Here is a 22,200-nt window from a genome sequence, read left to right as displayed (position 1 = left end):
TGGCTGGCCGTGCTTGTAGGAGCGGGAAGGGGCAGCGGCAAGGGTTTTCGGCCCCGGTATGGTCCGGTACGAGGGGGCCGAATGCATGCTTGTCATCGGCCTCCCGGATCGACAAATTATGCAGTAATTGTGAGGGACTGGAGTGTGACTCACCACGATCCGATTGGCCTGATCGCGCCGCATGCCGGGCTTGCCCAGCTCAACGAGCGGTCCCGCGACATCTTTCGTCAAATTGTCGAAAGCTATCTCGCGACCGGCGAGCCTGTCGGCTCGCGCAACATTTCCCGCCTGATCGCCATGCCGCTGTCGCCGGCCTCGGTCCGTAACGTCATGGCGGATCTGGAACAACTCGGCCTGATCTATGCCCCGCACACCTCCGCCGGGCGGTTGCCGACGGAACTCGGCCTGCGCTTCTTCGTCGATGCCCTGATGCAGGTCGGCGACCTCAACGAGGCCGAGCGGCAGTCGATCCAGAGCCAGCTTGCTGCCGTCGGACGCGCGCAATCCGTCGAGGCCGCGCTTGGCGAAGCCTTGACGCGCCTGTCGGGACTGACCCGCGCCGCGGCGGTCGTGTTGACGCCAAAATCCAATGCGCGGCTGAAGCACATCGAATTCGTCCGCCTGGAACCGGAGAAAGCGCTGGTGATCCTCGTCGGCGAGGACGGCCAGGTGGAAAACCGCGTGCTGACGCTGCCGCCCGGGGTTCCCTCCTCGGCGCTCACCGAAGCAACCAATTTCCTCAATGCGCGCATCCGCGGCCGCACGCTGGCCGAGGCGCGGCTCGAGCTCGAAACGGCCCTTGCGGAGGCCCGTGCCGAGCTCGATCAGCTGACGCAGAAGGTGATCTCGGCCGGCATCGCCAGCTGGTCCGGCGGCGAGAACGAGGACCGCCAGCTCATCGTTCGCGGCCATGCCAATCTGCTCGAAGATCTGCATGCGCTGGAGGATCTGGAGCGGGTGCGCTGTTCGACGACCTCGAGACCAAGCGCGGCGTGATCGACCTGCTTGGCCGCGCCGAGACCGCCGAGGGCGTGCGCATCTTCATCGGCAGCGAGAACAAGCTGTTCTCGCTGTCAGGGTCCTCCACCATCATCTCGCCCTACGGCGACGCTCAGGGGCGGATCGTGGGCGTCCTCGGCGTGATCGGACCGACGCGGCTGAACTATGCGCGGGTGATCCCGACCGTCGATTATGCCGCGCGCATCGTCAGCAAGATGCTGGGCGGCTGACCGGAGGGCGATTTCGCTTTCATTTGACGGGTTTTCTTCACCCAAGCCGGAGATCCCAGTTCCCGAGACCGGTATGTTGCGCTTGATTTTCGCCGCCCAAAGCACGATATCCCGGCAAGCAATCCCCAAGATTTGAACCGACGCGAGTTTTCGAGAAGGCAAGCCATGACCGATCCGAACCGGGCCAATGACAACACCGAGAATTCGGCGCCGACGGGCGAGCCCGTGGTGTCAAAGCCCTACATCATGCCTGACGATCCCGAGCCCGGCTCGGTCGAGTCGTTGCAGAAGGAAGCCGCCGAGGCGCGCGACCGCATGCTGCGGACGCTGGCCGAGATGGAGAATCTCCGTCAGCGCACCCGCCGCGAGGTCGCCGATGCCAAGACTTACGGCATCACCGGCTTTGCCCGCGACGTGCTCGATATCGCCGACAATCTTCAGCGCGCGCTCGATGCCGTTCCGGCCGAAGCGCGTGCCGCGGCCGATCCCGGCCTGACCTCGCTGATCGAAGGCGTCGAGCTCACCGAGCGCTCGCTGCTCAACGCGCTGGAGAAGCACGGCGTGAAGAAATTCGATCCGCTGGGCCAGAAGTTCGACCCGAACTTCCAGCAGGCGATGTTCGAAGTGCCCGATGCGTCGGTGCCATCAGGCACCGTGGTGCAGGTCGTGCAGGCCGGCTACACCATCGGCGAGCGCGTGCTGCGCCCGGCGCTGGTCGGTGTCGCCAAGGGCGGTGCGAAGGCAGCCCCCGCCGCCAACATCACCGCCTGATCCGTCCCGATCCCGGCTGCCCGTTTGTGAGCTCGCGGATTGCGCGGGCTCACGGTCGCGGCTTCTCGTGTGCCTTCGGCCAATAGGTGCCGAAGCTCCAGAGATTGCCTTCCGGATCGCGACAGGCGAAGTCGCGGCTGCCATAGTCGGTGTCTCGCAGTTCCATCTCGATCTTGGCGCCGGCAGCCTTGACCTTCGCGTGCAGCGCGTCGGGATCGTCGACGGCGATATAGATCGAGTCGGTGCGGCGGTGGTCGAGGTCGCCGACCAGCCTGCCATATGCGCCGTCACGGCTCTGGCCCAGCATCAGCATCGAGGAACCGTAAGCGAGCTCGGCGTGATGGATCACGCCGCCGTCGCGGTAGACGACGTGTTCGCTGAACCCAAGCACCGTCGTGAGCCAATTGGTCATCGCCTCGGCGTCCTTGCAGCGCAGGGTCGGGTAGATGCGGGGCGGTTCGATGTCGTGCGTCATGGTCGCTCACCTCCTTGGCTGACGGCGCCATCCTGCACGAGGCAACGCGGCGTTGGCTTGAAGGTTTGTTACCAGTCTGCCAGCCCATCGCCGGCGTGAACCAGCCGGCGGTCGGTCAGCGCCTGGCGGCGCGCCCAGGCGGTCGGCGGTTCGCCTGCGAATTCGACGAACTCGCGGGCGAGATGGGCCTGGTCGGCATAGCCGCTTTCCGCCGCGATCCCCGCCCAGCCGAGCGCTGCGCCGCTTTGTGCCAGCCGGCTCGCCCGGTGAAACCGCATCATGCGCGCCAGCGATTTGGGGGCGAGGCCGAGTTCGGACCGAAACCGGCCGGCCAGATGCTTGCGGCTCCAGCCGATCTCGTCGGCCAATGCTGTGATGCTGATAGTGCCGGCCGAACGCGCCAGTCTTCGATAGGCGAACGCGACTTCGGGAGACGGCATGTGGCCGGCGCGGCGCAGCACGAACGCCTCGATCAGGTCGAAGCGGCGCTGCCAGCACGTCACGGCGCCGAGTTGCTCGCGCAGACGACGGCCATCATGGCCGAGCACATCGTCGATATCGACCATGCGCCCGACCAGGTCGGTCACGGCGGCGCCGAAGAAGCCGTAGGCGCCGAGCGGAGTGAAATCGACCTGCACGCAGGCGGCGTGGCCGTCGGACTCGATGTAGACAGGCCCGGCATGCAGGCCGGCGGCGAAGCTGAGCTGACGATCGGCCGCGCCGGGCTCGCGCGACAGCGCGATCAGGAACGGCGAGCCGAAACTGATGATCAGCGGGACGATCAGCGGCGCGGTCTGTCGTTGTGCGAACCGGCCGGTTGCGGTCTCGCGATAACCGGTGATCCGGACGATCAGGCCCGCCAGGCGCGGCGATGGCAGGCGCTGCGCGAGATCGAATGCAAGGGGTGACGCAGACTCGGCCATGCGGATCTCGCGAGGCAGCGTCCTACGCGATATCCGAGGACTGGATGCGCTTGACGCCGGCCTTGGCCATGTCGTCCCAGGCCTTGGCGAGCGATCCCTGCGTGTCGATGCCGCGGCAGGCATCTTCCACCACATAGGTCTCGAAGCCCGCCTTGCGCGCATCGAGCGCGGTCCATGCCACGCAGAAATCGGTGGCGAGCCCGGCCACGAAAACCCGCTCGACGTTGCGCGCCTTCAGATAGGCGGCGAGCCCGGTGGTGGTCTTGCCGTCGGCCTCGGTGAAGGCGGAGTAGCTGTCGACGTCCTTGTGAAACCCCTTGCGGATGATCAGCTCGGCCTGCGGGATCGCGAGTTCCTTCGACAGCGAAGCGCCGTCGGTGCCCTGCACGCAGTGGTCGGGCCACAGCACCTGCTTGCCATAGGCAAGGTCGACGGTCTCGAACGGCTTCTTGCCGGAATGGGTCGAGGCAAAGGAGATGTGTCCGGGCGTGTGCCAGTCCTGCGTCATCACCACATTGGCAAAGCTCTTGGCGATCCGGTTGATCACCGGCACCACCTGCTCGCCGTCCTTCACCGCGAGGCTGCCGCCGGGCAGGAAGCAGTTCTGGACGTCGATCACGAGCAGCGCGGCGCCGTCGTCGGGCTTGATCGCAGCCGCCCAGAGATGTTTTGGAACCAGCGCGGCAAGCGCCAGCGTACCGAGCCCTGCAACAACCTGTCGTCGATCCAACATCGCGCCCCTCCTCGCTCTGATAACCGTGCGAGAAGGCTAATTCCGTTCGTGGAGCTGCGAAAGTCCGATTTTTCGGCGGGCCTGTCAGCCGCGCGGCTGGATGCCGTCGCGCACCGCGCGGAAGCGCGGGAAGGCCTTCTCCCAATCGGTGCGCGGGGAGCTGCCGATGATGCGCATCGATGTTTGCGCGCCGAACCGCAGCCACTGCACGATGGTCACCGGGGTATTGTCCTTGCCGCTGACGGCGTCGATGCGCGTCTCGAAGCCGGGCTGGCCGTCGATCCGGATCGGTTCGGACATGGTGATCCGCCCGTCGCGCACGCCGGGGATCGTGGTGGCGATCTGCTGGGCGAAGCCGCCGCGATCATCCGGTGTGGCCGGGGCCGAGCCGATGATGCCAAGCAGCATGAAGGGCTTGGTCTCAAGGCCCTTGTCGTCGCCGTCGGCCATCAGCAGCGCGGCGCCCGGCGCCAGCATGCGGACATTCTTGAAGCTGCCGAGCTCGGTGACCTTGAAGGGCATCATGCCGAGCTGTTCGTCGACCGGCACCTCGTTGCGGATCTGGGCGGTGGCGAACATCTGCCGCACGGCGTCGTCGGTGTAGATCTTGCTGGCGTTCTCCGGCACCTGGACCGCGACATAGCCGGAGAAGGTCGGTCCCGGCAGGATCATGGAATAGCGCCGCACATTGGTGGTGCCGTCACGCGCGCTCTCCACGGTGTAATAGGCGAGGCCCGCCGGCGTCTCGAGGCTCTCCGGCTTGATGTTTCCGCTACCGGCCGGGTTGGCCTTGAAGGCGCTCACGACCTCGTTGTAGGCGTCCGCGGGCAGATCGGCGATCAAGACCTTCACGCCCTGGTCCTCGGTCTCGAAGCCGATGAACGACCTGGCGCGGTTGAGGCCCACCAGCGGCTTCATCCCGACATGCGCGCCCGGCGGAAACACCACGTCGGCGGCAAAGCCACGACAGGTGGCAGCAAGCAGCAAGGCAACCGCAACGAGAAGTCGAAAAGGCGTCATGGGGGATCTACCGGTTTTGCTTGGTGGCCGCGCAACGGGGCCGGTGCAGGGCTGGATGGCCTCTTTCAGTCGGACCGCTTTTAGCGGTTTTGATGACCCTGCAACAGGCCGCCAAAGCCGCGCTCCGGGCCTGCAGGCCCGATTCCATGGGCTTTTCGTCCCGATTGGCTGGCACTTTCCAGTTTCCCGACGTTTCCGACGATCGGCCACCAGCGGCCAAACAGCGCGCCCTCGGCCTGTGCGCCGCTCTCGCATACGACGTTTGTGAGTGTTCACTCAACAGCGCGGACGTCGCGCGGCCGATGTTCGCGGTCGACGGCGGGCGGCATCATTGCCGATTTGTTAACTTGGATCGGGCTTGAACCGGCGCTGCAGCCGGGCTGACACAATCTTTCAAACGTCAGTCTTTTCAGGCCTCAACGTTGCGTCCAGTCCTTGCGGGCAGGACCCTCTCTCCTATATCAGGCTCACCGTCGCAATATCGCGAGTATGTGAACGTCTGGGGGTTCGGTACGGAGCGCCGTCAGGGCCCAACCAACCTGCCGTAGCAAAGAGGATATGAAAACCATGGGAAAGGTCATTGGGATCGACCTCGGCACCACGAATTCGTGCGTCGCCGTGATGGATGGCAAGAACGCGAAAGTCATCGAGAATTCCGAAGGCATGCGCACGACGCCTTCGATCGTCGCCGTGACGGACGACGGTGAGCGCCTCGTCGGCCAGCCGGCCAAGCGCCAGGCCGTCACCAATCCCGAGCGCACCTTCTTCGCAGTGAAGCGCCTCATCGGCCGCCGCTACGACGACCCGATGGTCGAGAAGGACAAGAAGCTCGTCCCGTACAAGATCGTGAAAGCCTCCAACGGCGACGCCTGGGTCGAGGCCGACGGCCAGACCTACTCGCCCTCGCAGGTCTCGGCGTTCATCTTGCAGAAGATGAAGGAGACCGCGGAAGCCCATCTCGGTCAGAAGGTCGATCAGGCCGTCATCACCGTTCCCGCCTACTTCAACGACGCCCAGCGCCAGGCGACCAAGGACGCCGGCAAGATCGCGGGCCTCGAAGTGCTGCGCATCATCAACGAGCCGACCGCGGCCGCGCTCGCCTACGGCCTCGACAAGACCAAGGCCGGCACCATCGCCGTGTACGACCTCGGCGGCGGCACCTTCGATATCTCCATTCTCGAAATCGGCGACGGCGTGTTCGAGGTGAAGTCGACCAACGGCGACACCTTCCTCGGCGGCGAAGATTTCGACATGCGCCTCGTGGGCTATCTAGCCGACGAGTTCCAGAAGGAGCAGGGCATCAACCTGCGCAACGACAAGCTTGCGTTGCAGCGCCTGAAGGAAGCCGCTGAGAAGGCCAAGATCGAGCTGTCCTCGACGACGCAGACCGAGATCAACCTGCCCTTCATCACGGCGGACCAGACCGGCCCGAAGCATCTGACGATGAAGCTCACCCGCGCCAAGTTCGAGGCGCTGGTCGACGACCTCATCCAGAAGACGGTCGAGCCCTGCCGCAAGGCGCTGAAGGATGCCGGCGTCACCGCCGGTGAGATCGGCGAAGTCGTGCTGGTCGGCGGCATGTCGCGCATGCCGAAGGTCCAGGAAGTCGTGAAGCAGCTGTTCGGCAAGGAGCCGCACAAGGGCGTCAACCCGGACGAAGTCGTGGCGATCGGTGCCGCGATCCAGGCCGGCGTGCTCCAGGGCGACGTCAAGGACGTGCTGCTGCTCGACGTGACCCCGCTGTCGCTGGGCATCGAGACGCTGGGCGGTGTGTTCACCCGCATCATCGACCGCAACACCACGATCCCGACCAAGAAGAGCCAGGTGTTCTCGACGGCTGAAGACAGTCAGAATGCCGTCACCATCCGGGTCTTCCAGGGCGAGCGTGAAATGGCGGCCGACAACAAGATGCTCGGCCAGTTCGACCTGATGGGCATCCCGCCGGCTCCGCGCGGCATGCCGCAGATCGAGGTGACCTTCGACATCGACGCGAATGGCATCGTCAACGTCTCGGCCAAGGACAAGGCCACGGGCAAGGAGCAGCAGATCCGCATCCAGGCCTCGGGTGGTCTGTCGGAAGCCGACATCGAGAAGATGGTCAAGGACGCCGAGGCCAATGCCGAGGCGGACAAGAAGCGCCGCGAGGCCGTGACCGCCAAGAACGAGGCCGACGGCCTGGTGCATTCGACCGAGAAGGCGCTGGCCGAGCACGGTTCGAAGGTCGCCGAGAGCGAGCGCCGCGCCATCGAGGATGCCGTCAGCGACCTCAAGGAAGCGCTGAAGGGCGACGATGCCGAGGCGATCAAGGCCAAGACGCAGACGCTGGCGCAGGCTTCGATGAAGCTCGGCGAGGCCATGTACAAGCAGCAGGCCGAGGCCGACGCCAAGAAGGATGCGGCCAAGGACGACGTCGTCGATGCGGAGTTCACCGAAGTCGACGACGACAAGAACAACAAGAAGTCTGCTTAAGCGCGGGCTTGCGATCATGGCCCTCACACCAAAGAGCACGCGCCGCGTCTCGGAGGAGTGGGGGGCATTTTTCTTTAAGGCGATCACTGCATCTTCCAGACAGGCGCAATCCTTGGCGATGGCGACGAACTTCGGACGGAATTGAAGGACGTCCACCAAGCGCTGCTATTACGAGACCCTCGAAGTTGAGCGGAACGCGGACGAGACCAAGCTGAAATCGGCTTTCCGCAAGCTCGCGATGAAATGGCATCCGGACAAGAATCCGGGCGACGCCACCAGCGAAGTCCGGTTCAAGGAAATCAACGAAGCCTATGAGGTGCTGAAGGACGGCGACAAGCGCGCCGCTTATGACCGTTACGGCCACGCCGCCTTCGAGCAGGGCGGCGGCGGCGGCGCCGGCTTCGGCGCGGGCTTCGCCTCCTCCTTCTCGGACATTTTTGAAGACCTGTTCGGCATGGCCGGACAGCGCGGCCGCGGCGGCCGCGAGCGCGGCGCCGACCTGCGCTACAACATGGAAATCACCCTCGAGGAAGCTTTCGGCGGCAAGACCGCCCAGATCGAGATTCCGGTCTCGGTCACCTGCGAGGCCTGTTCGGGTATCGGCGCCAAGGCCGGCACCAAGCCGAAGACTTGCTCGACCTGCGGCGGCGCCGGCCGCGTGCGGCAGTCGCAGGGCTTCTTCACGCTGGAGCGAACCTGTCCCGGCTGCCAGGGCCGCGGCCAGATGATCGAGGACGCCTGCCCGTCCTGCGCGGGCCAGGGCCGGGTCACCCGCGAGCGCACGCTGTCGGTCAACATTCCGCCGGGCGTCGAGGACGGCACGCGGATCAGGCTCGCCGGCGAGGGCGAGGCTGGCGTCCGCGGCGGTCCGCCCGGCGACCTCTACATCTTCCTGTCGCTGGCCCAGCACCAGTTCTTCCAACGCGACGGCGCCGATCTGCATTGCCGCGTGCCGATCTCGATGGTGACGGCCGCGCTCGGCGGTGAATTCGAGGTGCCGACGATCGAGAAGGCCAAGACCAAGGTGAAGGTGCCCGCCGGAACCCAATCGGGCCGCCGATTCCGCATTGCATCAAAGGGTATGCCGGTGCTGCGCTCGCGCCAGATGGGCGACATGTATGTCCAGGTCGTGGTCGAGACCCCGCAGAATCTCACCAAGAAGCAGCAGGAATTGCTGGCCGAGTTCGACAAGCTCTCCTCCGGCAACACCCAGCCGGAATCCGAGGGTTTCTTCGCCAAGGTCAAGGACTTCTTCGGTAATCGCTCCGTCTAGCCGCAGTCGTTATGCTTGACCGTAACGACTTCGACCTATACGTCTTTGTGACTGTTTTCTGACAACCGCTCGATTGTGCGGTCCCCGCCTGGTAGCGACATGCCTTTGCAATCGTCCGTGCGTGCGTCGAAGAAGCCCCTCCGTCTCGACGACGAGGTTCGATTTCTCCGTTCATGGATGGAGAAGCCGCTGCATATGGGCGCGGTGATGCCGTCCGGACGGCTGCTCGCCCGCACCATGGCGCAATATGTCGATCCCGACGCCGAGGGACCGGTGGTCGAGCTCGGACCCGGCACCGGCGCCATCACCTCCGCGCTGATCGAGCGCGGTGTCGACCAGAAGCGTCTCGTCCTCGTCGAATACAATCCCGGCTTCTGCGCGCTGCTGCGCGACCGCTATCCGCACGCCAGGGTCGTCCAGGGGGACGCCTATAGGCTGCGCGATACGCTGTGGGAGGTGCTGAAATCTCCCGCCTCGGCCGTGGTCTCCGGTCTGCCGCTCGTCACCAAGCCGATGCTGACCCGCCTGAGGCTGATCCGCGACGCCTTCACGGCGCTCGCGCCCGGCGCGCCCTTCATCCAGTTCACCTATGCGGTGGTGCCGCCGATCCCGAAATCGCTGCACGGCGTGTCCACAGAGGCTTCGGAACGGATCTGGATGAACCTTCCGCCGGCCCGCGTCTGGGTGTATCGCAAGGGCTGACCACCCGGCGCCGTCGCGCCGGGCGTGCGCCTTACCTGCGATTTCAAAATGTCCGCGCTGAAAATCCTCGTGATCCCCGGATCGCTTCGGTCAGGCTCGCTCAATGCGAAGCTGGCGGCCGTGCTGGCGCACGAACTGGCGCAATCCGGCGTCGACGTCACCCGCATCTCGCTGGCCGATTTTCCGCTGCCGATCTATGACGGCGATCTCCAGGCCAAATCCGGCGTGCCCAAGCACGCCATCAATCTCAAGCGCATGATCGGCGCCCATCACGGCATCCTCATCGTCTCGCCCGAATACAACGCCTCGGTGCCGGCGTTGGTGAAGAACACGATCGACTGGGTGAGCCGCGTGCAGGATCCGCATGAGGTGCGAGGTCAGGTGTTCCACGGCCGCGCGTTCGCGATTTCAGCCGCATCCGGCAACCGGCTCGGCGGCACGCGCGCGCTGGCTGCGCTGCGCCTGATCCTGACGGCGTGCCACGCCACCGTGATCCCGAACCAGCTCGCGCTGTCATTCGCCGAGCAGGCCTACGACGATATGGATCATCTGAAGCACCAGGCCGACATCGACGCGATGCAGGCGCTGGTGCGGCAGCTGATCGACCAATCCCAACGCATGATGTGAGGTGACATGCAGCCAGCCAGGATCGCTCCAAGAGACCGGTTGATCGTGGCGCTCGATCTGCCGTCCGTCGCCAGCGCCGAGGCGATGATCGACCGGCTCGGCGATGCCGTCACCTTTTACAAGATCGGCTATCAGCTCGGTTATGCCGGCGGCCTCATCCTGGCGAAGCAGCTTGCAGGCAGCGGCAAGAAGGTCTTCCCCGATCTCAAGATGCACGACATCGGCAACACCGTGATGCGCGGTGTCGAGAGTGTCGCCAGGCTGGGGGCGACCTTCCTCACCGTCCACGCCTATCCGCAGACCATGAAGGCGGCGGTCGAAGGGCGTGGCGGATCGAGCTTGAAGATTCTCGCGGTCACGGTGCTGACCTCATACGATGACGACGACCTGCACGCGGCCGGATATCGGCTTGGCGTCTCCGATCTGGTCGAAGCGCGCGCCAGGCAGGCGCAGGCGCTTGGTGTTGACGGCCTCGTCAGCTCGCCCGAGGAGGCCGCCGCCTTGCGCAAGATCGTCGGCCATCAGATGAGCCTCGTCACGCCCGGCATCCGTCCGGCGGGCGCACCGACCGGCGACCAGAAGCGCGTCATGACGCCGGGTCGTGCGATCGCGGCGGGCGCCGACTATCTCGTCGTCGGACGGCCGGTGATGGAAGCCGCCGATCCAAAGGCTTCAGCCGAAGCCATTCACGCCGAAATCGCCCAGGCGCTCGCCTGAACAACAAGAGGGAGAACAGAGATGGCGAATGGATACTGGATTGGACGCGTCGACGTTCACAATGACGAAGGCTACAAGCCCTACGCGGTGGCCAACCTTGCGATCTTCAAGAAGTTCGGCGGCCGTTACGTGGTACGCGGCGGCCAGCTCAACTGCGTCGAGGGAGAGAGCCGCACCCGCAACGTCGTGATCGAATTCCCGGACTACGAGACCGCGCTCGCCTGTTACAACTCGCCGGAATACCAGGCCAACATCAAGGTGCGCCAGCCGCACTCGGTTGCCGACCTCATCATCATCGAGGGCTATGACGGCCCGCAGCCGTGATCGCGGGTAGCCGGTTCGGTTGCCGGAACAGCCTTGGCTCGCTATATCGCGTGGAGAGGTGAGCCATGTCCGACATGCGCTTGATTGTTGCAGGAGCCGGCGGCCGGATGGGCCGGGCGCTGACGCGGGCGATAGCCGAGAGCAAGGGCGCCGTGCTGGCGGGCGCACTGGAAGCGCCGGGTTCGGAAATGCTCGGCAAGGATGCCGGCGTGCTCGCAGGCCTGCCGGCCAACGGCATCAAGCTGTCCGCCGATCTCTGGGCGATGTCGAGGGATGCCGACGGCATCCTCGATTTCACCGTCCCGGCGGCGACCATCGCCAATGTCGCGATCGCCGCCGAGCGCGGCATCGTCCACGTCATCGGCACGACCGGGATGTCGCCGTCCGACGATGCGGTGATACGCAGCGTCACCAATCGCGCCGTCGTGGTGCAGTCAGGCAATATGAGCCTCGGCGTCAACCTGCTCGCCGCCGTGGTCAAGCGTGTCGCCAAGGCGCTCGACCAGAGCTTCGACATCGAAATTCTCGAGATGCACCACAAGTCCAAGATCGATGCGCCGTCGGGCACCGCCTTGATGCTCGGTGAAGCCGCTGCTGCCGGCCGCAAGATCGCACTCGATCAGCATTCGGCGCGCGGGCGCGATGGCATCACCGGCGCGCGCCGGCCGGGCAATATCGGCTTCGCCTCGTTGCGCGGCGGCACCGTCGCCGGCGACCACAGCGTCAGCTTCCTCGGCCCGTTCGAGCGCCTGACGCTGTCGCATCAGGCCGAGGACCGCATGCTGTTCGCCCATGGCGCGCTGAAGGCGGCGCTGTGGGCGCACGGCAAGAAGCCGGGGCATTACTCGATGGCCGACGTACTCGGTTTGAGCGACTGACACCGCTCGACGGAATGAAATCCAGCTAAGCGAAAACGGAATCTGAAATGAGCGAACGTCTTCTCGTGCTCGTGCGTCACGGCCAGAGCGAATGGAATCTGAAGAACCTGTTCACCGGCTGGAAGGACCCCGATCTCACCGAGCTCGGTGTGAAGGAAGCCACGGAAGCCGGCCGCAAGCTGAAGGCACAGGGCCTCGTGTTCGACGTCGCCTTCACCTCCGACCTCACCCGTGCGCAGCACACGCTGAAGCTGATGCTGGAGCAGATCGGTCAGACCGGTCTGCCGACCTCGAAGAACCTCGCGTTGAACGAGCGCGATTACGGCGATCTCTCCGGCCTCAACAAGGACGATGCGCGCAAGAAATGGGGCGAGGAGCAGGTGCTGATCTGGCGCCGCTCCTACGACGTGCCGCCGCCCGGCGGCGAAAGCCTGAAGGACACGCTCGCGCGCGCGCTGCCCTATTACGTGCAGGAGATCCTGCCCGGCGTGCTCAACGGCAAGCGTACCCTGGTTGCCGCCCACGGCAATTCGCTGCGCGCGCTGATCATGGTGCTGGAGAAGCTCTCGCCCGAGCAGATCCTCAAACGCGAACTCGCGACCGGCGCGCCGGTGGTCTATCTGCTCAATGCCGATTCCACCGTTGCTTCAAAGGTCGATCTCGCGGGGTAGGCCCGCAGGATGGGTAGAGCGAAGCGAAACCCATCAATCACGCAATGAGGATAAGGACGATGGGTTTCGCTTCGCGCTACCCATCCTGCAATTGAGCTAGTGCAATCCGACCTGCCCCGCTTCCCAGCCCAGCATCGCCTGCTTGCGGGTGATGCCCCAGTGATAGCCGGTGAGCGTGCCGCTCTTGCCGAGCGCGCGGTGGCAGGGCACGACGAAGGAGACCGGGTTCTTGCCGACGGCGGCGCCGACGGCGCGCGAGGCCTTGGGGCTGTTGATGTTGCAGGCGATGTCGGAATAGGACACCGCGCGTCCCATCGGAATCTTCAGCAGCGTCTCCCACACCCGCACCTCGAAATCGGTGCCGATCAGGACCACGCGCAGCGGCTGATCCGGACGCCACAACCGTGTATCGAACACGCGCTGTGCCAGTGCGGTGGTGCCGTCGGTGTCCTCGACATATGTGGCGTTCGGCCAGCGCCGCGTCATGTCGGCGAGTGCGATCTTCTCCTCGCCGTGATCGGCGAAGGCAAGTCCTGACAGGCCGCGATCGGTGGCGATCACGATCGCGGTGCCGAACGGCGAGGAATGGAAGCCGTAGCGCAGGATGAGGCCGGCACCGCCGTTCTTCCATTCGCCCGGCGACATCGCCTCGTGAGTGACGAAGAGATCGTGCAGCCGGCCGGGGCCCGACAGGCCGGAGTCGAGCGCCGCGTCGAGGATGCTGGCGGAATCCCTGAGCAGGTTCTTGGCGTGGTCGAGGGTGAGCGCCTGCATGAAGGCCTTCGGTGTGATCGAAGCCCAGCGGCGGAACAGATGGTGCAGCTCGTCCGGCGTGACGCCGGCGGCATCCGCCATCGCCTCGATGGTCGGCTGCGCGCGCCAGTTCGCCGAGATGAAGGCGATCGCCCGGCGCACCGAATCATAGTCGCGCAACGCGGCGTTGTGGGGGCCCGGCTTGGCCAGGCGCTGGTCGTGGATCGCGAGGGTCATCATGGCGTCTGATTTAGGAGCCATGGCGCGTCCAAACCACCCGATTTCTGACAAGCATGATCCGGAAAAGTGGAGACCGGTTTTCCGAAAAGATCATGCTCAAATAAGACCTAGTGGATGGGGTTGTAAGTCGGGCCGCGTTTCGCGGCGTTGAGCGCCGCCGTCAAGGCCTTGGAGAAGCTGGCCTTTTCGTCCGGACCCAGGAAGCTGCCGACGCTGACCCGGCGGCCCCGGGAGACCAGATAAAGCCGCTCGATGCCGAACTCCTCATGCGAGATCTGTTCGAACCGTACCCAGAGCGGATTGAGCACCCATTCCGCCACATGCCCGCGATGGCTGATCCTGCGCACCCGCAGTTCCGACGCCGTGACGGTGATCTCCTCGCTCGCCTTGGCGGTGCGGAAATTGACCTTGAACGCCCAATAGATCACCAGCGCGTCGAGGCCGAAGAAGCCGAAGATCGGCCAGGCGCCGAGCCACCAGAACACCGCGCCGGCAATGAAGCTGACCACGGTGACGAACGACATCAGCACGATAAAGCCGGTGCGATTCAGCGAGCGGTGCGGCGTCAGCAATGCCGAGAACAGTTTGGGCTCGGCCTCAGCGGCATCAGCCGCGAGGTCATTGGCCCTGAGGTCTTCGCCCGGATCAAAGTCGTTGCCTGCGGTCATGACGTATCAGTATATCCGGTTCATGGCCAAAATCATCCGCTCTCAACGCGCCAGCACATCAAGCGTTCGGTCTGCACCGAAGAAGAAGCCTGCGAAAGCGGCAAGGCTGCTGCCCAAACGCGGGGCAAAGAAGGCGGCCAAGAAGGCCGCCAAGCGAACCGTAAAGCCGAAGCCATGGACATCGGAGGAGGTCTACGAGGCTTTCGACCGTTTCCGCAAGGCCAATCCGGAGCCGAAGGGCGAGCTCGAGCACGTCAATCCGTTCACGCTGCTGGTTGCCGTGGTGCTATCGGCGCAAGCGACCGACGCCGGCGTCAACAAGGCGACGCGCGCATTGTTCGAGGTCGCCGACACCCCGCAGAAGATGCTCGACCTCGGCGAGGAGCGCCTGCGCGAGTACATCAAGACAATCGGCCTCTACCGCACCAAGGCGAAGAACGTGATCGCGCTGTCGGCGAAGCTGCTCAGCGAATTCGGCGGCCAGGTGCCGCGCACGCGTGCCGAGATCGAGTCGTTGCCCGGCGCCGGGCGCAAGACCGCGAACGTCGTGCTCAACATGGCCTTCGGCGAGCACACCATGGCGGTCGACACGCATGTCTTCCGCGTCGGCAACCGCACCGGACTTGCGCCGGGCAAGACGCCGCTCGAGGTCGAGCTCGGTCTCGAAAAGGTCATCCCGGCAGAATTCATGCTGCATGCCCATCATTGGCTGATCCTGCACGGGCGCTATACTTGCCTCGCGCGCAAGCCGCGCTGCGAGGTGTGCCTGATCAACGATCTCTGCCGGTGGCCGGAGAAGACGGTGTGAGGCATGATCGTCGTCATGTGCTATCAGAGCATTTTCGAGCGAAGTGGATGCCGGTTCGCGCGATAGGTTTGTCGGTTGTTCCGGTGCGTGATTGAGGGAGTGCGGTGTGGCAGAGCAGGTTGAAGATGGTCCGTCACCCGCCAGCCAGACCGCGCCTGCTGCGGCGCCCGCCAAGCCGCAATCTTCAGCAAGCGGCTTCTGGAGCCGCTTCGCGATTCCGCTGTTTGCCGTGCTCGTCGCGCTGGTGTTCGTCGCGGTGGCGACCAGTCGCTGGGATGCCTGGGTCGGCAGCGCCACGATCCAGACCACCAACGACGCCTATGTGCGCGCCGAGCTGACGCGGCTGTCGAGCCGCGTCTCGGGTGAAGTGCTCAGCGTGGGGGTCACCGATTTCCAGCGCGTCAAGGCCGGCGACCTCCTGATCCAGATCGATCCCGCCGATTACGAGGCGCAAGTCGCGCAGGCCGAGGCCGGCGTGGTCGGTGCCCAGGCCGTGCTGGATAACCTCAACAACCAGATCGAGCTGCAATATGCGACGATCGCGCAGGCGCAGGCCGCGCGGCTGTCTGCGGAGGCGCAGCAGACCCTGGCACGTCAGGAGGAAGAGCGTCAGCAGTCGCTGTCGCAAACCGACGCCGGCACGCGGCAGCGGCTCGAGCAGGCGACCGCATCTTATGCCAAGGCGGAGGCCGACGTACGCGCCAGCCGCGCTGTGATCGCGGCGCAGCGCCATCAGCTCGAGGTTCTGCAAGGAACCAAGAAGCAGCGTGCCGCCGACCTTGACGCCGCGAAGGCGCTGCTGGCATCGGCGAAGCTCAAGCTTGGTTACACGAAGATCACCGCGCCGTTCGACGGCGTTGTCGGCGAGCGCCAGGTGCAGCCCGGCGATTACGTCAATATCGGCACCAACCTCATCAACGTGGTGCCGCTGCCCAAGGTCTATGTGATCGCGAACTACAAGGAGACCCAGCTCACGCACGTGACACCGGGCCAGCCGGTCGAGATCACCGTGGATACGTTCGCGGGCCAGAAGCTGCGCGGCGTCGTCGAGCGCATCGCACCGGCGAGCGGATCGCAATTCGCACTGCTGCCGCCCGACAACGCCACAGGCAATTTCACCAAGGTGGTGCAGCGCATCCCGGTGCGCATTCAGTTCGATGACGGCCAGCCGCTGCTGGCGCGGCTGGTGCCGGGCATGTCGGTGGTCACCAGCATCGATACCGGCGAGGCGGCCGCCAATGGCGGAAAGTGACGACCGCGACCGTGGTCCGGTCTCGCGCGGCGACGTCGCGCGCTATCCGCTGTTCGCGGTCGTCGCGGTGCTGCTCGGCTCGTTCCTTGCCAATTTCGACAGCCGGCTGACCACGGTCGGCCTGCCGGACCTGCGCGGCGCATTCTCGCTCGGCTTCGACGAGGGCGCCTGGCTCTCGACCGCCGGCATCGGCTCGCAGATCTTCATCGCGCCTGCGGTGGCCTGGCTTGCCACGGTGTTCGGCCTGCGCCGCGTGCTCGGCATCCCCAGCCTCGTCTATGCGGTGGTCTCGCTGACTATCCCGTTCGTGCGCGACTACACGACGCTGATCGCGCTCAGCATCGCCCACGGCATGCTGCTCGGGACCTTCGTGCCGGCGACGCTGATGATCGTGTTCCGCAATCTGCCGATCCGCTGGTGGCTGCCGGCGATCTCAATCTATTCGATCCGCGTCGGCTTCGCGTTGGACACCTCGACCTCGCTGGTCGGCTTCTATGTCGACCATCTCGGCTGGCAATGGCTGTACTGGCAGGGCGTGGTGATCGCGCCCTTGATGGGCCTGATGGTCTATCTCGGCACGCCGAACGAGCCGGTGAACCGCGCGCTGCTGCGCGAGGCCGATTGGGGCGGCATGCTGCTGCTCGGCGCCTCGGTGTCGATGATCTATGCGGGACTTGACCAGGGCAACCGGCTGGACTGGCTCGGTTCCGGCACGGTGATGGCGCTCTTGATCGGCGGCGCGCTGTTGATCGTCGCCTTCATGATCAACGAAATGGTCGCGCGCCGGCCCTGGGCGCATGTCAACGTGCTGTTCTCGCGCAACATCGGCTTCGGGCTGCTCCTGATCCTGCTCTACACGCTGACCAGCCTGTCCAATGCGTCGCTGGTGCCGAACTTCCTCGCCACCATCGCGCTGCTCAGGCCGGAGCAGAGCGGCATGCTGCTGCTGACCTATGGCGCCTTGCCGATGTTCGTGCTGGTGCCGGTCTCGATCTGGCTGCTGCGCCACCTCGATCCGCGCATCGTCGTGGTGCTCGGCTTCTCGGCGTTCGCCGCGGCCAATCTCTGGGGCACGCAACTCACCCACGTCTGGGCGCGCGAGGACTTCGCCGGCATCGTCCTGCTCCAGGCGATCGGGCAGTCGTTCACGCTGCTGCCGATCATCATCATGGCACTGTCGAATTCCGATCCCTCGCGGGCGACGGCGTTCGCCGCCTATATCCAGATCATGCGGCTCGGCGGCGCCGAGATCGGCGTGGCGCTGATGGGCACCTGGCTGCGCGTGCGCGAGCAGGTCCATTCCTTCTATCTCGGACAGCACGTGCAGAACGGCAATATCGACGTCGTGAACCTGCTCCAGCGGCTGGCAGGTGAATTTTCCGGCCATGGCATCGGGACAGCTACGGGGCGCGCGGTCGGCACGCTGGCGGGCATCGTCCAGCGCGAGGCCAATGTGCTCGCCTATATCGACGGCTTCTGGCTGTGCTTCTGGCTCGCGATCCTGGCGCTGGTCCTGGTCGCCTTCATCACGCGCGCGCCGCAGGGCCCGTTGTCGCCGGCGCCGCTCGGCTTGGTGAAGAGCGTGATGCGCAGGCTGGGCGCCACCGCTTCCTGATTTGCGAAGAGGCGGCGCGGATATTGGCGCCGGGTCAATTTATAGTGAATACCGCGCTCGCGCTATGTCGCAGGCGTGTTGAAATATTTTGCTCATCGCGCGGTTCCAAGAGCGGGGGAAATGGAGCCACGATGATCGAGATAAAGCAGACGGCCGCGCTTGTTTCCCTGGCGACGGCGGTTCCACCGCATCTATTCCATCAGGGACAGGTCCTGCAGGCCGCGCGCAATCTCCTCGCCGACCGCTATGCCGAGTTCGAGACGCTCTCCAGCCTGTTCGCCAACACCGGCATTCAGCATCGCTACGGCGTCAAGCCGATCGAATGGTATCTCGAACGGCGCGGCTGGCCGGAGCGAACGCTGGCGTTCCTCGAGGGCGCGGAGACGCTGTACGTCGACGTGGCGCGCAAGGCGATTGCGCGCGCCGACCTGACCGGCAGTGACATCGATATCGTGGTCACGGTGTGCTCGACGGGCATAGCCACGCCGACGCTGGAGGCGCGCGTCGCCGGCAAGCTCGGACTGCGGACGGATGTGTCGCGCGTGCCGGTGTTCGGCCTCGGCTGCGCGGGCGGTGTGTCCGGCCTGTCGATCGCGGCGCGGCTGGCCGAAGCACGGCCGGGGGCGAACGTGCTGCTGGTTGCGCTCGAACTCTGCACGCTCGCGGTCCGGCACGACGAGCTCACCAAGGCAAATATCGTTGCGGCCAGCCTGTTCGGCGATGGCGCGGCCGCGATCGTGCTGCGCGCCGGCGACGGTGGTGCGACGCGGATCGAGGCGACGGGCGAAAAGCTGTGGCCGGATACGCTCGACATCATGGGCTGGACGGTCGATCCGGAAGGATTCGGCGTGGTCTTTCAGCGAACCATTCCGGATTTCGTCCGCGACCATGTTGGGCCGGCCGTTGCCGAAATCCTCGCGCGGATGCAGCTGACGGCCGATGACGTCGACCGCTACCTCTGCCATCCCGGCGGCGCCAAGGTCATCGCCGCGCTGGAGCGGGCACTCGCGCTCGATCAGGGCACGCTCGATCACGAACGCGACGTCATCGCGGCTTGCGGCAACATGTCGGGCCCGACGGTTCTCTTTGTTCTCGAACGAGCCTGCGCCAAGGGATTGCCGCCGCGCTCGCTGCTCACGGCGCTCGGGCCGGGCTTCACGCTCAGCTGCGTTGCGCTCAGGCACGCGGCATGAGCTTCGCGTCGGTCATCCTCGCTCTGGTCACGCTGCAGCGTCTCGGCGAGCTCGTGCTGTCACGTCGCAACACCGAGCGGCTTCTCGCGCGAGGCGCGGTCGAGGTCGGCGCCAATCACTACCCGCTCATTGTCCTGGTTCACGCCGGCTGGCTGACCGCGCTGTGGATCTGGGGCCGCGACCAGGACGTCAACCTGGCCGCGCTGGCGGGTTTTCTGGTGCTGCAAGGCCTGCGGATATGGATCCTCGTCGCGCTCGGGCCGCGATGGACCACGCGAATCGTCGTGCTGCCGGGCGCGCCGCTGGTGGCATCCGGGCCGTACCGATATCTCCCGCATCCAAACTACGCCGTCGTGGTCGGTGAAATCGCGCTTCTGCCCCTCACGCTCCACCTGCCGCGATTGGCGCTGATGTTCACCCTCCTCAATCTCGCGGTGCTTGCGGTCCGGATTCGGATCGAGAACCGCGCGCTATCCGTTTCCGATTGGCCACGTACAAGCACGCCATGAGCAAGGCGGATCACCGAACCGACAGCCCATCGGTTGCGACCTGGGCCGGCTTCCTCCTGATGTGCTTCGGCATGTTCATGGCGATTCTCGACATCCAGGTCGTCGCAACCTCGTTGCCGACGATCCAGCGCGCGCTTGCGATCTCGCCGGCGGCGATGAGCTGGATCCAGACCGCCTATCTGATCGCGGAGGTGATCGCGATCCCACTGACCGGCCTGTTCACGCATGCGCTGTCGTTGCGATGGCTGTTCGCGCTTGCCGTGAGCCTGTTCACCGTCGCGTCGGTCGGCTGCGCCCTCAGCGGCGGCTTTGCCGCGCTGCTGGCATTCCGGGTGCTGCAGGGATTTTCCGGCGGCGTCCTGATTCCCGCAGTGTTCTCCGCCGTGTTCACGCTGTTCCCGGCGCGGCTTCACCCGGTGGCCACCACGATCGGCGGCGTCGTCGCGGTGCTCGCGCCGACCGTTGGACCCGTCGTCGGCGGCTGGATCACGCAGACCTGGTCCTGGCCGTGGCTGTTCCTGATCAATCTGGTTCCGGGAACGGTGGCAGCCTCGGTCACGCCGTCGCTGCTTCCGAAGGAAGGCGTGCAGCTTCGGGCGTTCTCCAGACTGGATAAATGGTCGCTTGTCCTGCTCGCGGCGACGCTCGCAAGCTTCATGATCGGTCTGAAGGAAGCGCCGCAACGCGGTTGGGCCTCGATGCCTTGCCTCGGCCTGCTGATCGGAAGCATCGCGGGGTTGATGCTACTGATCCGGCGCACGCTCCGCGCGGCCTATCCGATCGCGCAATTGACGCTTTTCAGGCGGCGTCCGTTCGCGATCGGTTGCGCACTGAGCTTTTGCCTCGGCGTTGGCCTGTACGGATCGACCTATCTGATGCCGGTATTCCTCGGTTTCGTCCGCCGCCACGACGCCTTCGAGATCGGCACGATCATGCTGGTCACGGGGGTTGCGCAGCTCGTCGCCGCGCCGCTCGCGGCGGTCCTCGAAAGCCGCGTCGGCGCGCGGCAGTTGACCGGCGCGGGCTTCGCCTTGTTCGCGCTCGGCCTCGGTTGGAGCGCCATTCAGCCGCGCACGGCGGATTTTGGCGAGATGTTCTGGCCGCAGGTCGTCCGCGGCGTCGCGATCATGTTCTGCCTCCTGCCGCCGACGCGCATTGCGCTGGGCGCCCTGCCGGAGGCGGACATCGCCGACGCCAGCGGACTGTTCAATCTGATGCGCAATCTGGGCGGCGCGATCGGGATCGCCCTGATCGATACCATCCTCTATGGGCGAAGCCCGATCTATGGCGAGGATTTCCGCGTGCGGCTGCTGGCGGGGGATGTCACCGCGGCGCAGGCGATCGGGCTCGATCCGAAGTTGCTGATCGACCGCCCGCCGGGTCTGCCGGACGACGCCACGGTGGCGTTCATCCGGCCGTTGGTCGAACGGGCGTCGCTCGCACTCACCGTCAACGAGGCATGGGCGATGCTCGCCTGCGTGGCGATCGTCGGACTGCTGCTCGTGCCATTCGCAAGCGATCGGGTACCGGCATCGCTGCCCGTGCTTCCGGATACCACCTAGACCGAGGACACGTTGGTTTGCCGCGCCGGCTCGATCAGCTCGGGCCGCGGGCCTGACAGGCGCTTGTGCATGTGGACCATGAAGGCCATGGCGAAGATCGGCGTCGCCAGATTGATGATCGGGATCGAGACGAAGGCGGCGATGAAGAGCCCGGCGGTGAAGATGGTGGCGGCGTTGTCACGCCGCATCGCCTTGGCTTCCTCCGGCGGGCGGAAGCGCATCGCCGCGAGCTCGAAATATTCGCGGCCAAGCAGCCAGGCCGCGGCGAGGAAGAAGATCAGGAATCCGGCGCCGGCGAAAAGCACCAGAGGCAACGCGACCAGATAGACCACGATCGTCAGCAGCGCGGTCTTGCCGCCCTCGAGGATCGCCTGGCCGAGCGGCAGCGCCACGCCGGGCCGCTCGGCCGGATAATGCTCGCGCTCGACGATGTCGGCGACGTCGTCGACGAACAGGCTCGCCACCAGCGAGGTGATCGCGGGCATCAGGAAGATGCCGCCGAACACGACGCCCAGGCCCGCCGCGATCGAGACGATCCACGACAGCACGTGCAGCGTGGAATGGAAGTTGGGGCCGAGCATGCCTTCGGCCCAGACCTCGCCATTGGTCGCAAACCAGCTGAGCAGCCGCTGCAGGCCGATCGCCAGCACGGTGATCAGCACGAGCGCCAAGCCGACCGATCGCCACAGGATCGAGCGCATCGGCGGCGAGATCATTTGCGACAGCGCCTTGATGGCGGCGGCTAACATGACTGGGCTACCTCTGCACAAATGACCCGCGAGAGGTAG

General features: G+C 65.4%; 22 protein-coding genes and 2 pseudogenes. 17 read left to right on the top strand and 7 right to left on the bottom strand.

The features are described 5' to 3' along the window. Window positions 1-144: 144 nt before the first annotated feature. A pseudogene (gene hrcA / locus RX327_RS00860) lies at window positions 145-1,229 on the top strand (heat-inducible transcriptional repressor HrcA). Window positions 1,230-1,394: 165 nt separating this feature from the next. After that, window positions 1,395-2,000: a nucleotide exchange factor GrpE gene (grpE, locus tag RX327_RS00855; RefSeq protein ID WP_317249175.1), complete on the top strand. Its 606-nt coding sequence runs from the start codon at window positions 1,395-1,397 to the stop codon at window positions 1,998-2,000. 49 nt (window positions 2,001-2,049) lie between these two features. On the opposite strand, the gene RX327_RS00850 is transcribed toward grpE, so the two are convergent. The 4 genes from RX327_RS00850 to RX327_RS00835 all read right to left on the bottom strand — a co-directional run bounded on the left by RX327_RS00850 (window position 2,050) and on the right by RX327_RS00835 (window position 5,151). Next, the gene (locus RX327_RS00850; protein ID WP_050383495.1) at window positions 2,050-2,475 is read right to left on the bottom strand and encodes a VOC family protein; all 426 of its coding nucleotides are present in this window, start codon (window positions 2,473-2,475) and stop codon (window positions 2,050-2,052) included. A gap of 68 nt (window positions 2,476-2,543) precedes the next feature. Further along, window positions 2,544-3,398 carry an AraC family transcriptional regulator gene (locus RX327_RS00845; protein ID WP_050383494.1) on the bottom strand — a complete coding sequence of 285 codons (855 nt, stop codon included), beginning with the start codon at window positions 3,396-3,398 and terminating at the stop codon, window positions 2,544-2,546. A 22-nt stretch (window positions 3,399-3,420) separates the two neighbouring features. Continuing rightward, the gene (gene pncA, locus RX327_RS00840; RefSeq protein ID WP_028335773.1) at window positions 3,421-4,131 is read right to left on the bottom strand and encodes a bifunctional nicotinamidase/pyrazinamidase; all 711 of its coding nucleotides are present in this window, start codon (window positions 4,129-4,131) and stop codon (window positions 3,421-3,423) included. Between the two features lie 84 nt (window positions 4,132-4,215). After that, window positions 4,216-5,151, bottom strand: a complete 936-nt coding sequence (locus RX327_RS00835) for a hypothetical protein (RefSeq protein ID WP_317249174.1) — start codon at window positions 5,149-5,151, stop codon at window positions 4,216-4,218. A 92-nt stretch (window positions 5,152-5,243) separates the two neighbouring features. On the opposite strand from RX327_RS00835, the gene RX327_RS00830 reads away from it, so the two are divergent. From RX327_RS00830 to RX327_RS00790, 9 genes and pseudogenes are all read left to right on the top strand, one after another. After that, a complete protein-coding gene (locus tag RX327_RS00830; RefSeq protein ID WP_050383492.1) occupies window positions 5,244-5,513 on the top strand; it encodes a hypothetical protein in 270 nt (89 codons plus the stop codon). A gap of 205 nt (window positions 5,514-5,718) precedes the next feature. Further along, on the top strand, window positions 5,719-7,620 hold the full coding sequence (gene dnaK / locus RX327_RS00825) for a molecular chaperone DnaK (RefSeq protein WP_194390643.1): 1,902 nt from the start codon (window positions 5,719-5,721) through the stop codon (window positions 7,618-7,620). A 148-nt stretch (window positions 7,621-7,768) separates the two neighbouring features. Further along, window positions 7,769-8,893, top strand: a pseudogene (dnaJ, locus tag RX327_RS00820) (molecular chaperone DnaJ); the annotation flags it as partial. Window positions 8,894-8,992: 99 nt separating this feature from the next. Beyond that, window positions 8,993-9,595, top strand: a complete 603-nt coding sequence (locus RX327_RS00815; RefSeq protein WP_317249173.1) for a class I SAM-dependent methyltransferase — start codon at window positions 8,993-8,995, stop codon at window positions 9,593-9,595. Window positions 9,596-9,643: 48 nt separating this feature from the next. After that, window positions 9,644-10,222 (top strand): NAD(P)H-dependent oxidoreductase, encoded by a 579-nt coding sequence (locus RX327_RS00810; protein WP_317249172.1) that lies wholly within the window; start codon window positions 9,644-9,646, stop codon window positions 10,220-10,222. A 6-nt stretch (window positions 10,223-10,228) separates the two neighbouring features. Further along, window positions 10,229-10,939, top strand: coding sequence for an orotidine-5'-phosphate decarboxylase (gene pyrF, locus RX327_RS00805; RefSeq protein WP_317249171.1), 711 nt, complete (start codon window positions 10,229-10,231; stop codon window positions 10,937-10,939). Window positions 10,940-10,960: 21 nt separating this feature from the next. Beyond that, complete coding sequence (locus tag RX327_RS00800) at window positions 10,961-11,263, top strand: DUF1330 domain-containing protein (RefSeq protein WP_317249170.1); 303 nt, start codon at window positions 10,961-10,963, stop codon at window positions 11,261-11,263. 65 nt (window positions 11,264-11,328) lie between these two features. After that, on the top strand, window positions 11,329-12,141 hold the full coding sequence (gene dapB / locus RX327_RS00795) for a 4-hydroxy-tetrahydrodipicolinate reductase (protein WP_317249169.1): 813 nt from the start codon (window positions 11,329-11,331) through the stop codon (window positions 12,139-12,141). A gap of 47 nt (window positions 12,142-12,188) precedes the next feature. Further along, window positions 12,189-12,812 carry a 2,3-bisphosphoglycerate-dependent phosphoglycerate mutase gene (locus RX327_RS00790; RefSeq protein ID WP_317249168.1) on the top strand — a complete coding sequence of 208 codons (624 nt, stop codon included), beginning with the start codon at window positions 12,189-12,191 and terminating at the stop codon, window positions 12,810-12,812. A gap of 96 nt (window positions 12,813-12,908) precedes the next feature. Here RX327_RS00790 and RX327_RS00785 read toward each other — a convergent pair whose 3' ends face one another. Continuing rightward, window positions 12,909-13,805 carry a bifunctional helix-turn-helix domain-containing protein/methylated-DNA--[protein]-cysteine S-methyltransferase gene (locus RX327_RS00785; RefSeq protein ID WP_317251426.1) on the bottom strand — a complete coding sequence of 299 codons (897 nt, stop codon included), beginning with the start codon at window positions 13,803-13,805 and terminating at the stop codon, window positions 12,909-12,911. Window positions 13,806-13,912: 107 nt separating this feature from the next. After that, window positions 13,913-14,473: a DUF2244 domain-containing protein gene (locus RX327_RS00780; RefSeq protein ID WP_028335762.1), complete on the bottom strand. Its 561-nt coding sequence runs from the start codon at window positions 14,471-14,473 to the stop codon at window positions 13,913-13,915. Window positions 14,474-14,495: 22 nt separating this feature from the next. Here RX327_RS00780 and nth point away from each other — a divergent pair, with 22 nt between their 5' ends. From nth to RX327_RS00750, 6 genes are all read left to right on the top strand, one after another. Beyond that, window positions 14,496-15,281 carry an endonuclease III gene (gene nth / locus RX327_RS00775; RefSeq protein WP_317249167.1) on the top strand — a complete coding sequence of 262 codons (786 nt, stop codon included), beginning with the start codon at window positions 14,496-14,498 and terminating at the stop codon, window positions 15,279-15,281. Window positions 15,282-15,387: 106 nt separating this feature from the next. After that, window positions 15,388-16,533, top strand: coding sequence for an HlyD family secretion protein (locus tag RX327_RS00770; RefSeq protein ID WP_317249166.1), 1,146 nt, complete (start codon window positions 15,388-15,390; stop codon window positions 16,531-16,533). Next, entirely contained in the window at window positions 16,520-18,148 is a 1,629-nt protein-coding gene (locus tag RX327_RS00765) for an MFS transporter (protein WP_317249165.1), read from the top strand. The genes RX327_RS00770 and RX327_RS00765 overlap by 14 nt, the downstream gene beginning before the upstream one ends. A 140-nt stretch (window positions 18,149-18,288) precedes the next feature. Then, the gene (locus tag RX327_RS00760; protein WP_152977460.1) at window positions 18,289-19,341 is read left to right on the top strand and encodes a type III polyketide synthase; all 1,053 of its coding nucleotides are present in this window, start codon (window positions 18,289-18,291) and stop codon (window positions 19,339-19,341) included. After that, complete coding sequence (locus tag RX327_RS00755; RefSeq protein WP_050383485.1) at window positions 19,338-19,850, top strand: isoprenylcysteine carboxyl methyltransferase family protein; 513 nt, start codon at window positions 19,338-19,340, stop codon at window positions 19,848-19,850. The genes RX327_RS00760 and RX327_RS00755 overlap by 4 nt, the downstream gene beginning before the upstream one ends. A 59-nt stretch (window positions 19,851-19,909) precedes the next feature. Beyond that, complete coding sequence (locus tag RX327_RS00750) at window positions 19,910-21,412, top strand: DHA2 family efflux MFS transporter permease subunit (RefSeq protein WP_050383612.1); 1,503 nt, start codon at window positions 19,910-19,912, stop codon at window positions 21,410-21,412. On the opposite strand, the gene RX327_RS00745 is transcribed toward RX327_RS00750, so the two are convergent. Beyond that, on the bottom strand, window positions 21,409-22,161 hold the full coding sequence (locus tag RX327_RS00745) for a sulfate transporter family protein (protein ID WP_317249164.1): 753 nt from the start codon (window positions 22,159-22,161) through the stop codon (window positions 21,409-21,411). The genes RX327_RS00750 and RX327_RS00745 overlap by 4 nt on opposite strands. Between the last annotated feature and the right edge of the window lie 39 nt (window positions 22,162-22,200).

Origin of the sequence: Bradyrhizobium sp. BEA-2-5 (assembly GCF_032918025.1) — a bacterium.
Lineage (GTDB): Bacteria > Pseudomonadota > Alphaproteobacteria > Rhizobiales > Xanthobacteraceae > Bradyrhizobium > Bradyrhizobium pachyrhizi.
The sequence above is the reverse complement of the archived record's forward strand: the minus strand, read 5'-3'. Positions and strand labels throughout refer to the sequence as shown.